A 13,360-nucleotide genomic window follows, 5' to 3' on the forward strand; every position below is an offset into this window, starting at 1 on the left:
AGAAAGGCCCGGAATGCCGGCAGCCAGCAGCGCCACCGCGGAACCGCACCGCCCCGACGCCAAGCAACGCCGCCGCGTGGGCCGGCCCCCGGCGGCCGTCCTTGACCTGGACGGCATTACGGCCGCCGCTTTGCGGCTGGTCCGCAAGAGCGGCTATGACGGCTTCACCATGGCTGCCCTGGCCCGGTCACTGAACGTGGCGCCGTCGGCCATCTACAACCACGTGTCCTCCAAACGGGAAGTGCTGGTCCTCATCCAGGACCACCTGACGTCGTTTGTGGACGTCTCGGCTTTCGAAACCGAGCCGTGGGAGCAGGCCGTCCGGGAATGGGCCTGGAGCTACCGGGACGTTTTTTCCCGGCACACGCCGCTGATCCCTGTGATCGCGGTGCTTCCGGTGGCCGACGCGCCGAAGACCCTCGCCATGTACGAGGCTGTCAGTGCGGGGTTCCGCCGGGCCGGCTTCCCGCCGGAGCGCATCATTGCCGCCATTGTGGCCCTGGAATCCTTTATCTTCGGCTCCGCCTACGACGTGACGGCCCCGGCGGACATCTTCGACGCCGGCAGCCTGGCGGCCTCGACACCGAACTTCTCCGCCGCGGTGGCCAGCATGGGCGAGCAGGGTTACGCGAACCAGGCGGATGTGGCCTTCAGCCTGGGACTCGAGGCGCTGGTCGCCGGTTTCGGCGCGCTGCGCGCGTCAAGTCCCGCCTAGAACTTGCCGTAGCGTGCGCGGGCCATGGAGTAGAGGCCATAGGCGACCAGCCCCGCCGCGACGGCGGCGAGCAGGAACACGCCGTACGGCTGGGACCCGAGGGTTTTAAGGCCTCCGTCCAGGCCAGTGGATTTCGACGGATCCGCGGTGGCCGCGGCGACAATGATGAGGATTCCGACGAGGGCGAGCACTACCCCTTTGGCGGCATAGCCCACCGTTCCGATCCATTCGACCGCGGTGCGGGCGTTGCCCGGATCCTGCAAGTCCTTCATGAACTTCCTTGTAACCCCGCGGTAGGCGTAGTAGACGCCGCCGCCGATGATCGCCAGTCCCAGGGCGATCAGCAGCACCACACCGGCAGGCGCCGCCATGAGTTTGGCGGTGAAGTCGCTTGCCGACTGGCTGGAGATTTTGCTGCCGCCCGAGGCGAAGACGGCGAAGGTGAAGGACAGGACACCGAACACCACGGCCTTGCCCGCAGCCGATGCCGCATTCTGCAGCTTCTTCTTTGACTCGGTTTCGGACCGCGCTGCGAACACGGCCTCTCCCACCATCCAGAGCGCCAGCGCTGCGCAGGCCGCGAAGCCCGCCCAGAGCAGGACCGGGCCGCCCGGTTTCGAGGCCAGTGAGCCGATCGCCCCCGACTGGTCGGCCTGACCGCCCTGCCCCCGGTCGATTTGCAGGGCAATGGCGCCGACCAGGATGTGGACCAACCCTATAAACACGTAGCCGGCGCGTGCCAGCATTTGCAAGGCGGGGCTTCGACTCGCCGATGCCGCCTCGGATACCGCCCGATTAGCCTTCTGCGAGGCGTTGCCCATGGCCAGACCTTCCCGGTGAGAACGTGATGTCCTGTGGCCCGCTCGGCAGCGGCCAGTGTGCCGGCGTCGCGGAATGCTTCAGTGTAGATCCGTCCCGGGGCGTCCGGACAGACCCGGGACACCCGGCGAAGACATCCCCCGCCCGACGACGCCCCTTGCTGGCCTGCGGGAGCGGACCGGGCTAGGGTGGCGGCAATAATCAAGCCTTGGATTGGGGACCTGTGAGGTTTTGGCGCTCGGTGATGAGCCGAAGAAGAGTCGTCGTGGTGGCGCTGCTCGGGCTAGCCCTGGCCGGCTGCCAGCCGAACGCCGGGGCGCCCAGTGCCGGAGCGCCCGGTGCCGAGACTTCCAGTGCCGGGCCGTCCATGACGGCGGCCGCGGTGGCCACGCCCTCGTCAGCCGAGTTTGCGGCCATCATCCAGACGGCGGTCGAAGACCGCAACGGTGTGGTCCTGGATCTTCCGCCGGCCCCGCGGCTGCCAGAGGGGAAGACGACGGCGGCCTACCGGGCCAAGCGCGAACGGGACCTGCCGGTGGTCACCGAGGCGAAGACGCGCTTCAAATCATTCGGGTTCTGGTACACGTCCTTTTCCACCACCGTGACTGTGGAGTCGACAGAGTCGAGCGGCGCCGAAGCAACCGTCCGGTTCAAGGAATTGACGGAGCAGTATCAGGCCTCGGCGGCGAACGGACCCAACAACGTCCCGGAAGAATACTCCCTGCCGCAGATTGCGACGTTCAAGGCATCCGCACAGGGCTGGCAGCTCGACAGTATTACCCCTGTGGGGAACAACTTCGGCCTGCCGATGACCGTCGTTGCGCACTGAGGCAGCCGGGTCCGTCTCCGGCACGGGCCAACCCGGGCCGGGAGCCCGATCCAACGCTCCGGAAACAAGAAAGAACCCCGGTCCGAAGACCGGGGTTCTTTCATTTGCGTGCGCGAGGGGGGATTTGAACCCCCACGCCCTTTCGGACACTGGCACCTGAAGCCAGCGCGTCTGCCGTTCCGCCACTCGCGCGCAACTTCTTTCACCTAAGCCGGAGCCCGTATTCCGGACCATCAACCTCGTAAAAGCAGCGAGATCAAGCATAACGGACAACTGCTGGAAAACACCAATCGGCGCATCCGGGGCGACAAATGGCCCTGAAATCCGCAGCGGATCCGGGTTCCGGGGCGGCCTGCACGCCGGGGCTCCGCCCGGGCCCGGCGCACGCCGCAGTCCGGACATCGGCGCACGTCAGCGCAGGTCCGGGGCAAATTTTCGGCCCGGGGCGGCGGGGCTCATTAAGGCCATTCCCAGCCTTGCCCAGTAGTATCTGATGTAGGAGTGCCCGAATACGGCGGACTCCCGCGAATGTTGGAAACCGAGTTCCGGAACAAACGCTGCACCGCAGCCGTCAGGAAAGGAGAAGGACCATGGGCTTGCTGGACAAAGTCGAGCGCGGCATCGAAAAGGCCGTCCGTGGGGTCTTCTCCACCGGTTCTCGCGCCCAGGTTGAGCCGGTCGAGATCGCCAGCCACCTCCGCCGCGAAGTGGACAACAAGGCACTGACCATTGCGGCTGGACGCACCCTGGCTCCCAATGTCTTCGACGTCCTGCTCAGCGGTGACGATTTCCAGCGGGCCCAGGAATGGGGAACCCCGCTCGCCGAAGAACTCTGCGACGTTGTGATCAACCACGTCCGCAGCCAGGGCTACACCCTGCAAGGCCCGGTGCGGATCAGTTTCCGCCGCGACGAAGAGCGCCGCGCCGGGGATTTCGAGATCAAGTCCCGGACCGAGAAGGCAGGCGGCGCTCCGGCGCAGCCCGGTGCCCACGGTGCCATGCCTGCCGCACCTGCCCGCCAGCCCGGACGCCTCCAGCCGGTGCTGGACATCGACGGCCAGCGCTATTCGCTCAACGCGCCCTCCGTCGTGCTGGGCCGTTCCTCCGAAGCGGACATTCTGATCGATGACACCGGGGTTTCCCGCCGCCACCTGGAAATCCGCACCGGCCAGGGCACGGCACAGGCCATCGACCTGGGATCAACGAACGGCAGCTACGTGAACGGTCACAAAGTTGTGGGCAGTTCGGAACTTACCGACGGCGCCACGATCACGATGGGACGGACCAAAATCATCTTCCGCCTTCTGCCCGCCAACCCGGGCGGCCGCCCGTGAGTGAACTGACCATCACCGCCCTGCGCTTTGGTTTCCTGATTCTGCTCTGGGTGCTCATTTTCAGCATCGTCTCCGCCATGCGCCGCGACCTGATGATCGGCCGCAAGGCCGCCGCGGGCGCCCCGACGGCACGCCAGGTGCGCCGCAACCCGGCCCTGGCCGAGCCCGCCCCGGCCCCGGTGAAGCAGCAGGCCCGCCAGCTCGTTGTCACCGAAGGACCGCTCAAAGGCACCACCCTTCCGCTGGCCGCGAGCCCCATCCTGCTCGGCCGCGCCCAGGAAGCCACCCTGGTCCTGGAGGACGACTACGCCTCCGGCCGGCATGCCCGCCTGTTCCCGCAGGGCAGCCGCTGGTTCATCGAGGACCTCGGTTCCACCAATGGCACGTATCTGGCAGATCAACAGCTCACCCGGGCGCTTCCGGTTGAGCTGGGTGTCCCCGTGAGAATCGGCAAGACGGTCATTGAATTGAGGCCGTAGCCATGGCTGCCCCCGAGACTCCCGCAGACAAGGCAGCAACTGCCCCGAAGCGGCCGCTCATCATGCGTTATGCCGCACGTTCCGACGTCGGCCGTGTTCGATCGAAGAACGACGACTCCGCCTACGTGGGCCGCCACCTCGCCGTCGTCGCCGACGGCATGGGCGGGCACGCCGGCGGTGACGTGGCCTCGGCGGCCACGGTCCTGGACATGATCCATCTCGACCGCGACGACTACGACGGCGCGGCCGGCGAAGCCGACACGGTCCTGGCCGACGAGATCCAGACCGCCAACTCGCTGCTCTCCGAACTGGTCCATATCAACCCGAAACTGGCCGGGATGGGGACCACGGTCACGGCGCTGCTGCTGGCCGGGGGCAAGCTTCACTTCGCGCACATCGGCGATTCGCGTGCCTACCGGCTGCGCAACGGCACCTTTGAACAGGTCAGCGTGGACCACACCTTCGTCCAGCGGCTCATCGACGAGGGCCGGCTGCGCCCCGAAGAGGCGGAGACCCACCCGCACAAGAATGTCCTGATGCGCGTGCTCGGCGACGTCGACGCCAGCCCCGAACTCGACCTGGACGTCCTCGACGTCGAACCCGGCGAACGCTGGCTGTTGTGCTCCGACGGGCTGAACTACGTGGCCGGCCACGTAGTTGAACGCACCGTCCGGGAGACGAAGAGCCTGCGCGAGTGCGCCGAAAAGCTTGTTGACCTCACCCTGGAGGCCGGCTCCCCCGACAACGTGACGGTCGTGATGGTGGACATCGCGGAACAGACGCCCGACGACGTCAACACCGCCGCCGTCGACGTTGTCCCAGCCCCGGCCACCGTCACCGGCACGGCCCGGGCACCGCAGGCGCCCGCTGCCGCGAAAGCCCCGCCGGAGGGCAGCACGGGCAGCACCTTTGCCGGCAACGCCGCCGCAGGCGCCCTCGCGGGCAAGCCCGGCGACGCGGACGCGAAGACCCCGGACTCCGAGCGGGCCAAGGAACCCCAGCCCTCCACCGACCCGAACCTTGGCGAGCATCTCTCCGCCGAGGTCCTGCGCGAGGAGCTGTCCACCCGGCCGCACGAGCTGGTGGGCGCCGCAGCAACCGCCGCCGAATCCGGCTCGATTCCTTCGATCGCCGGCCGGACCGTGGCCCGCCGCGCGGCCACCGTGCTGACGCACAAGGCGGAACAGGACAAGGACGAGGTCGAAGAGTACAAGCCACCGGTCAAGCGCCGGCGCTGGCTCACCCTCTCCATCGCCGCGGCCATCGTCGCCGTCCTGGGCATCGGCCTCTGGCTCGGCTACGCGTGGACGCAGACCAGGTACTACATCGGTGAGCACGACCAGCGCGTTGCCATTTTCAACGGGGTCTCCCAGCGCCTCGGGCCCATTCCGCTTTCCACCCTCGAGACAGTGACTGAGATCCGGATGTCCGACCTGCCAGAGTTCTCCCAGCAGCGTGTACGCCAGACGGTTCCGGCACGGGACCTCTATGACGCCCAGCGGATCGTCAAGAACCTCGAACGCACCGGCACGACGGCGCCGGCCGACGAGTGCCTGACGCCCTCGCCCTCGCCGAGCACCGGCGGCCAAACCCCCACGCCTGCCGCCCCCTCGGGCTCGGCCGCGCCCCCCGCGCCCTCCGGCTCGGCCACACCGTCACCGGCCCCGACCAACTGTGAGGGGGCCAAGTGACGCCCATCGACCCCACCCCCCGGCCGCGCCGCAACGCCGAGCTGCTCCTGCTGATCCTCGCCCTCGCGGTGGGTATCGGCGCGAACGCCCTCGTCGGCGTCGACCGGCAGAAGGCCTTCGACACCGATTTCTGGTTCCAGTCCGGGCTGCTTACGGCCGCGGCGCTGGCCTTCCACGTGGTTCTGCGTCTCCGCGCTAAATATGCCGATCCGGTAATACTTCCGCTGGTCGTGGCCCTCAACGGCCTCGGCCTAGCCATGATCCACCGCCTGGACCGGGTCAACGAGGACACCGGGAACAACCAGCTGCGCTGGACCCTGGTGGCCATGGCCGTGGCCATTGCGGTGATCTTCTTCCTCAAGGACCACCGGCTCCTGCGCCGCTTCACGTATATTTCGCTTGCAGTCAGCGCCGTGCTGCTGATCCTCCCGCTGGTCCCGGGGATCTCCGCCGGCGAGGTCCTAGGCGCCAGCGTCTGGATCAAGCTGGGGTCCATGACCTTCCAGCCCGGCGAAATCGCGAAGATCACGCTCGCCATCTTCTTCGCGGGGTACCTGTCCTCCAACCGCGACCTGATCCTGCTCGCCGGCCGCAAGATCGGGCCCGTGCAGTTCCCCCGGTTCAAGGACATGGGCCCGATGATCACGGCCTGGCTGGTGAGCATCGGCGTGCTGATCTTCCAGCGCGACCTGGGAACGTCGATCCTCTTCTTCGGCCTGTTCCTGGTGATGATCTACGTTGCCACCAGCCGGATCAGCTGGGTCATCATCGGCGTCGTGCTGATGGCGGCCGGCGGCTTCGTCGCCTCCAAGGTCTTCTCCCACGTGGCATTGAGGATCGACGGCTGGGTGAACGCCTTTACCCCCGAGGTCTACGATCGGGAGTTCGGCGGCAGCCGGCAGATCGTCGAGGGCCTGTTCGGCATGGCCAACGGCGGCCTCGTGGGTACCGGCCTCGGCCAGGGCCGCCCCAACCTCGTCCCCTTCGCGAACAGCGACATGATCGTGGCCTCATTCGGCGAGGAACTGGGCCTGATCGGCGTCTTCGCCATCGTGCTGATGTACCTGCTGCTCTTCACCCGCGGCTTCCGGGCCGCGCTCGGCACCCGGGACGCCTTCGGCAAACTGCTCGCCACCGGGCTGTCCTTCGCGATCGCCCTGCAGTGCTTTGTGGTGATCGGCGGCGTCACCCGCCTGATCCCGCTGACCGGCCTGACCACGCCCTTCCTGGCCGCCGGCGGGTCCTCCCTGCTGGCGAACTGGATCATCGTCGGACTGCTGCTGATGATCTCGCACACCGCCCGCGGCCCGGTGGACACCACACCGCTCCCGCCCGGCCAGGACTCTGACGCGAAGAAGGACACCCCGTCCCTGCCGCCGAAGCCCGCGACGGCGCCTGCCCCCAGTGCCCGAACCAGTCCAGACGCTCCCACCGAGGCGGTGAAACACCTGTGAACCAGGCCATTCGCAACTCCTGGATCGCCGCGATCGCGATGTTCGCGCTGATCTTCGGCGCGCTCAGCTATGTCCAGGTGGTCGGAGCCGACGAGCTCAAGGCCAACGCCTGGAACAAGCGCACCTTGCTGCAGAATTACTGCAACGACCGCGGCGCGATCATCGTTGGCGGCACCCCCGTCGCGCAGTCCGCTCCAGGCAGCGAAAGCTGTGCTTTCCAGCGCCGCTACACCCAGCCGGAGCTGTACGCCGGGATCACCGGCTACTTTTCCAAGAACTACGGCCTGACCGGCATGGAACTGGCCATGAACGAACAGCTCTCCGGCAGCTCCGACCAGCTGTTCCTGGACCGGGTGGGCCAGCTGTTCCTCGGCAACCAGCCCAAGGGCGCCTCGGTCGAGCTCACGCTGGATCCAAAGATCCAGAAGCTCGCCTACGACCTGATTCCGGAGGGCCAGCGCGGGTCGATCGTGGTGACCAACCCAAAGACCGGCGCCATCCTGGCCATGGTTTCCAAGCCCTCGTATGACCCCAACCTGGTTGCCACCCAGGACGCCGACGCCGAGGCGGCCAACATCACCGCCCTGAACAAGATCCCCGGCATCAACCTCAACCAGTCCGTCAGCGGCCCCACCGGCGCGCTCCTGGCCCCCGGGTCCGTCTTCAAGATCATCGACACGGCCGCGGCGCTGAGCTCGGGCAAGTACAACAAGGACAGCGTGCTGCCCAACCCGGCCGAGATGCCGTTCCCCGGCATCCAGTACAAGCTGCCGAACTACGCTGGCGGCAACTGCTACACCCGGGACACGGCCACCTTCGCCTTCGCCCTGCAGCAGTCCTGCAACACGCCGTTCGCCCGGATCGCCCTCGACCTCGGGCAAAAGGCGATCGCGGACCAGGCCGCCAAGTTCGGATTCGGGCAGGACTTCGGCGACCGGCTCAAGCTGGAATCTGCCAAGAGCACCTTCCCGAGCGAGCCGCTGGATGAGGCCAGCCTCGCGCAGTCGGCAATCGGCCAGCGCGACGTGCGTGCCACACCGCTGCAGATCAACCTGATGACGTCCGCGATTGCCAACGGCGGTGTCCAGATGAAGCCCAGCCTGGTCAAGACCCTGCGCGCTCCAGACCTGCGGATCATCGACGAACCCAAGCCTGAGACGCTCCGGACCTCCACTACCCCGGAGATCTCCCGGCAGATCACCGAGTGGATGACCAGCGTCGTCAGCGAGGGCATCGGCCGCGGCGCCGCAGTGCCCGGCGTCCAGGTGGCCGGCAAGACCGGCACCGCCGAGCTCGGCACCGGCCTGAACAACTCATGGTTTACCGGGTTCGCCCCGGCCAACGACCCGCAGGTGGCTGTCACGATTGTTATGCAAGGCGTGGACATCACCACCGGCGCACAGCTAACCAGTCCGAACGCAAAGAAGATTTTTGAGGCGGTGTTGAATAAGTGAGGCCTACATCGGGAATCACCCTCGGCGGCAGATTCCAGCTGACCACACGCATTGCGATCGGCGGTATGGGTGAAGTCTGGAAGGCCAAGGACCTGATCCTTGGCCGGATCGTCGCGATCAAGGTCCTCAAGGAGGAGTACACCGGTGACCCCGGCTTCCTCCAGCGCTTCCGGGCCGAAGCGCGGCACACCGCCCTGCTCAACCATGTCGGCATCGCCAACGTCTTCGATTACGGCGAGGAGGAGGGTTCCGCCTACCTCGTGATGGAGCTCGTCCCGGGCCAGCCGCTGAGCAGCATCATCGAGCATGAGCAGGTGCTCTCACCGGACCGCACCCTGTCGATGATCTCCCAGACGGCTCGGGCCTTGTCCGTCGCACACGCCCAGGGCCTGGTGCACCGCGACATCAAGCCCGGCAACCTGCTGATCACCCCGGACGGGCGGGTCAAGGTCACCGACTTCGGCATCGCGCGGCTCGCGGACCAGGTGCCGCTGACCCAGACCGGCCAGGTCATGGGCACCGCCCAGTACCTCGCCCCGGAGCAGGCCACCGGGCAGACCGCTACGGGCGCCTCCGACATCTACTCCCTCGGCGTCATCGGCTATGAGTGCCTCACCGGGCACCGCCCGTTCTCCGGCGAATCACAGATTGCGATCGCGCTGGCCCAGGTCAACGACGCGCCGCCGCCGCTGCCGGACACGCTGCCCCGGCCGGTCCGTGCCCTGCTGATGTCGATGCTGGCCAAGGACCCGAAGAACCGGCCGGCGGACGCGATCAAACTGGCCGAAGCGGCCGATGCCATCCGCAACGGCGACATTGCGGCCGCGCACGCGGCCGTGCCGGGCATGCTGCTCTTCGAAGCGGCCACCGGTCCCATCACGGCGCCGGTGAACGTCCCCACCGCCGCCACGGGTGTCATTGCCGCCAGCGCGGCAGAGGACAAGTCGACGTCGGCGCTTCCGGTGGTCGGTGCAGCCGGCGCCGGCGCAGCGGCCGGGCTGGCTGCGGGAGCTGCCGCGGCCAGCGGCTACGGCGCCCGCAACGCCCTGTCCCGAGCGGATGCGCTGGCTGCCGAGCGCAACTGGGCCCAGGAGGAGGAAGAGGACTACGACGGCTACGAGCCGGAGGAGGAACCCCGCCGCCGGGGTCGCAGCCCGTGGACCTGGCCGTTGATCGCACTGATCCTGCTGGTGCTGTTTGCCCTGATGGGCATCGTCCTGTCCCAGGCCGGGATCCTGTTCCCGACGTCGTCCCCTGCCGCCACCAGTTCCAAAGCCACCACCACAAGCGCCGCACCCACCTCCAAGAGCCCCAGCCCCACGTCCAGCTCGGCCACGCCCACGCAGTCGACGCCGGCGGCGATCAACCTGTTCCCGGACGCCTACAAGGGCCGGCCTTACAACGACGTCCGGACCGAACTGAACAGTATGGGCCTGCAGGTCAAGGGCGCGCCGGTCTTCGACCCCGCGGCACCGAACACGGTGCTGGATATCGATCCCTCAGGTCCCGTCCAGCGCGGAGACGTCATCACGGTCAGCTACTCCAAGGGACCCGAAATGGTCACCGTCCCCTCCCTCGAGCAGGGCGCCACCGAGGCGGCCGTCCAGCGGGCAATCGAGTCCGCCGGACTGCGCTGGCAGAAGGGTGACCCGGTCGACGGCAAGAAGAACCAGCAGGAGGGCACCTTTGTGAGTTCCGAGCCCGCCTCCGGCAAGCAGGTAGCTGCCGGCTCCGTGGTGATCTACCACCTCGCCGCCGCCCCGGCCTCCCCCTCGCCGAGCGTCAGCGCAACGAAGTAGGCGCCGTGTCCACTTCACCCCGCACTCCATCGCACCGGGAGGACAGCAGCCCGGTGACAAGCCAGCGCGTCCTCAGCGGGCGCTATGAGCTGGGTGAGCTGATCGGCCGCGGCGGTATGGCCGACGTTTTCCGCGGGGTCGACACCAGGCTGGGACGGACGGTGGCGATCAAGCTGCTCCGCCCGGATCTTGCCCGGGACCCGCAGTTCCAGGCCCGGTTCAAGCGGGAGGCCCAGGCCGTGGCCGCGCTGAACCACCCCTCGATCGTCGCCGTCTTTGACACCGGGGACCATGCCGTCCCCGGTGGCCATGACGACACCGTGCGCGTGCCGTACATCGTGATGGAGTATGTGGCCGGAAAGACCATCCGCGACCTGATCAGGGCCAAGGAAGTCACCATCGACCAGGCCATCGACTACAGCCTGGGCGTGCTCGCGGCCCTGGATTACAGCCACAAAGCCGGCATCGTGCACCGGGACATCAAGCCCGCCAACGTGATGTTCTGCCCGGACTCCAACAGCGTGAAAGTGATGGACTTCGGGATTGCCCGCGCTATGGCGGACTCCTCGGCCACCATGACCCAGACGCAGGCCGTGGTGGGGACCGCCCAATATCTGTCCCCCGAGCAGGCCCGCGGCGAAACAGTCGACGCGCGGAGCGATCTGTATTCGGCAGGCTGTCTGCTCTACGAGATGCTGACCGGGCGCCCGCCCTTCATCGGCGACAGCCCTGTTTCAGTGGCGTACCAGCACGTCCGCGAGATCCCGGACCCCGCCAGTAGCCTCAACCCCGATGTTTCCGAAGCCCTGGACAGCGTACTGGCCAAGGCACTGCAAAAGAACCGAGCCGACCGCTTCCAGGACGCCGCGGCCTTCCGGCGTGCCCTCCGGGCCGCGCGCAGCGGCGTCGCCGTGGCAACACTGCCGCGCAGCGAGAGCCCCACGGACCCGAACAACACAGTTGCTTCCCCGCACCAGGCGCCGCCCACCGCCGCTTTCCCCCTGACCGGCGCCGCTTTCCTCGACGACACCGCCGCGGGGATCCCGCCGGCGCACCTCGCGGAAGACGACGAGCCGCTCACCGCGGTGTCCGCCGGCCACGTGCCGCCGGACATCGGGAGCCTGCCGCTGAGCCTCCCGGCCGAGCGCGAAGCGACCGTCCAGCAGAAGTCCCGTCGCCGGACGTGGATTGCGACGCTTGTGGTGTTCACGCTGCTGGTGCTTGCCGGTGGCGGATTGTGGCTCTACAACATGGTCAACCAGCAGCCGCCGCCGGTCGCCAAGGTGGACGTCCCCCCGGTGGCGTCCCTGACGGAATCCGAGGCCCTGCAGAAGCTTTACAACGCCGGGCTCAAACCGCAGCTGAGCCGTGTCCAGCACGAGACGGTTCCGAAGGGAACCGCCGTCGGAACGGTGCCCACGGCCGGCAGCTCCCTGGACCGCAATTCGGACGTCACGCTCAAGATCTCCGAGGGCCCCAGCGTCATCACGATTCCCGGGGACCTGCCCGGCCGGACCGAGGCGGACGCCAGGGATGTGCTGCGCCGGACCGGCCTGACCGGAGCGCCGAAAACGACGCTGAACAACAGCCCCAACGTGGCGGCCGGCGTCGTGATCACCACCAAGCCCGCGCCGGGGCAGAACGTCGCCGTGGGGAGCACGGTGGAAATCATTGTCTCCACCGGCAAGGTGGCCGTGCCGCAGCTGGTCGGGCTCCCGCAGGCTGAGGCGGAGGCGGCCCTGAAGAACGTGGGGCTGGTGCCCAGTATCAAGGAAGTCGAAAACACCCAGGTCGAACCGGGCAAGGTGACCGCGCAGAGCGATCCCGCGGACGCCGCGGTGGAACAAGGCAAAACGATCACCGTCACCGTGGCCAAGGCTCCGCCGCCGCCCCCGCCGCCGCCGACGCCGACGCCGTCCCCGTCAGCGACCAAGACGAACACCAAGGACAGCGTCGACAACCTGCTCGGCGGCTTCACCGCGCCCTAGGTGTCAGCCCCGGACGCTGACGCTGGGGGTCAGTGCTGGATAAGCGGGCTCAAGGCCGCGGCCCGCGCTGCGGCACCTGCCATTCCGAGGGACTCAAGCCAGTTGCCCAGCATGAGGTAACCGCCTTCGGTCAGCACCGATTCCGGGTGGAACTGGACCCCGCACAACGGTGCCGTGCGGTGCTGCAGCCCCATCACGACGCCGGTTCCCGTCTCGGCGGTGATCTCCAGGACGTCGGGGATGCTTTCGCGCACGGCCGCGAGGGAGTGGTAGCGCGTCGCGGTGAAGGGCGACGGGAGACCGGCGAACACGCTCGTCCCGTGGTGTTCCACGAGCGAGGTCTTGCCATGCATGAGCTCGGGCGCGTGGGTAACGCGGCCGCCGTAAGCCTCGGCCAGCGCCTGGTGCCCAAGGCAGACCCCCAGCATCGGCTTGTTGTGGCTGCCGCACCACTGGATCAGCTCAATGCACACCCCGGCCTCTGCCGGCGCACCAGGCCCGGGCGAGATCAGCACACCATCGCGCGCTTCGGCCATCTCAATCGCCTCGGCCAGCGTCACGTCGTCGTTGCGTACCACCGTGGTCTCCGCGCCGAGCTCCTGCAGGTAGCCGACCAGGGTGTAGACAAAGCTGTCGTAGTTGTCTACGACCAGGATCTTCGTTGTGCTCATGGGTGCCTTGTTATGCCAATCGTCGAGACAGTGAACGGGCTGGAGTGCGCCATCCAGGGGAACGGGACCTAAACCATCAATACCAGTTCCCCGGCCAGCAAGACCAGCGCCGATGCAACCCGCAGCC

The 13,360-nt window shown here is 67.6% G+C and carries 11 protein-coding genes and 1 tRNA gene; 9 read left to right on the top strand and 3 right to left on the bottom strand.

Annotated elements, in window-relative coordinates; all coding sequences use genetic code 11:
* Positions 1-13 precede the first annotated feature (13 nt).
* On the top strand, positions 14-715 hold the full coding sequence (locus E7Y32_RS05195; protein WP_146336193.1) for a TetR/AcrR family transcriptional regulator: 702 nt from the start codon (positions 14-16) through the stop codon (positions 713-715).
* On the opposite strand, the gene E7Y32_RS05200 is transcribed toward E7Y32_RS05195, so the two are convergent.
* The gene (locus tag E7Y32_RS05200; RefSeq protein ID WP_395940439.1) at positions 712-1,461 is read right to left on the bottom strand and encodes a DUF1206 domain-containing protein; all 750 of its coding nucleotides are present in this window, start codon (positions 1,459-1,461) and stop codon (positions 712-714) included. The genes E7Y32_RS05195 and E7Y32_RS05200 overlap by 4 nt on opposite strands.
* 317 nt (positions 1,462-1,778) lie before the next feature.
* Here E7Y32_RS05200 and E7Y32_RS05205 point away from each other — a divergent pair, with 317 nt between their 5' ends.
* Positions 1,779-2,363, top strand: a complete 585-nt coding sequence (locus E7Y32_RS05205; RefSeq protein ID WP_146336195.1) for a hypothetical protein — start codon at positions 1,779-1,781, stop codon at positions 2,361-2,363.
* Positions 2,364-2,472: 109 nt separating this feature from the next.
* Here E7Y32_RS05205 and E7Y32_RS05210 read toward each other — a convergent pair.
* Positions 2,473-2,555 (bottom strand) — tRNA-Leu (locus tag E7Y32_RS05210).
* 398 nt (positions 2,556-2,953) lie between these two features.
* Between E7Y32_RS05210 and E7Y32_RS05215 the strand changes: the two genes are divergently transcribed.
* From E7Y32_RS05215 to pknB, 7 genes are read left to right on the top strand one after another with little or no spacing between them, the layout of a single operon-like run.
* Positions 2,954-3,697: a DUF3662 and FHA domain-containing protein gene (locus E7Y32_RS05215; RefSeq protein WP_146336196.1), complete on the top strand. Its 744-nt coding sequence runs from the start codon at positions 2,954-2,956 to the stop codon at positions 3,695-3,697.
* Positions 3,694-4,176 (top strand): FHA domain-containing protein, encoded by a 483-nt coding sequence (locus E7Y32_RS05220; protein WP_056736728.1) that lies wholly within the window; start codon positions 3,694-3,696, stop codon positions 4,174-4,176. The genes E7Y32_RS05215 and E7Y32_RS05220 overlap by 4 nt, the downstream gene beginning before the upstream one ends.
* 2 nt (positions 4,177-4,178) lie before the next feature.
* Positions 4,179-5,867, top strand: a complete 1,689-nt coding sequence (locus E7Y32_RS05225) for a PP2C family serine/threonine-protein phosphatase (RefSeq protein WP_146336197.1) — start codon at positions 4,179-4,181, stop codon at positions 5,865-5,867.
* The gene (locus E7Y32_RS05230) at positions 5,864-7,321 is read left to right on the top strand and encodes an FtsW/RodA/SpoVE family cell cycle protein (RefSeq protein ID WP_146336198.1); all 1,458 of its coding nucleotides are present in this window, start codon (positions 5,864-5,866) and stop codon (positions 7,319-7,321) included. Before E7Y32_RS05225 ends, E7Y32_RS05230 begins: the two co-directional genes overlap by 4 nt.
* Positions 7,318-8,775: a penicillin-binding protein 2 gene (locus tag E7Y32_RS05235; protein ID WP_146336199.1), complete on the top strand. Its 1,458-nt coding sequence runs from the start codon at positions 7,318-7,320 to the stop codon at positions 8,773-8,775. Before E7Y32_RS05230 ends, E7Y32_RS05235 begins: the two co-directional genes overlap by 4 nt.
* Complete coding sequence (locus E7Y32_RS05240; RefSeq protein WP_146336200.1) at positions 8,772-10,574, top strand: protein kinase domain-containing protein; 1,803 nt, start codon at positions 8,772-8,774, stop codon at positions 10,572-10,574. The genes E7Y32_RS05235 and E7Y32_RS05240 overlap by 4 nt, the downstream gene beginning before the upstream one ends.
* Positions 10,575-10,579: 5 nt before the next feature.
* The gene (pknB, locus tag E7Y32_RS05245; RefSeq protein ID WP_146336201.1) at positions 10,580-12,562 is read left to right on the top strand and encodes a Stk1 family PASTA domain-containing Ser/Thr kinase; all 1,983 of its coding nucleotides are present in this window, start codon (positions 10,580-10,582) and stop codon (positions 12,560-12,562) included.
* A 29-nt stretch (positions 12,563-12,591) separates the two neighbouring features.
* Here the strand turns inward: pknB and E7Y32_RS05250 are convergent, their stop codons facing one another.
* Positions 12,592-13,233, bottom strand: coding sequence for an aminodeoxychorismate/anthranilate synthase component II (locus tag E7Y32_RS05250; RefSeq protein WP_146336202.1), 642 nt, complete (start codon positions 13,231-13,233; stop codon positions 12,592-12,594).
* Between the last annotated feature and the right edge of the window lie 127 nt (positions 13,234-13,360).

The organism is Arthrobacter sp. UKPF54-2, assembly GCF_007858535.1.
GTDB lineage: Bacteria > Actinomycetota > Actinomycetes > Actinomycetales > Micrococcaceae > Arthrobacter.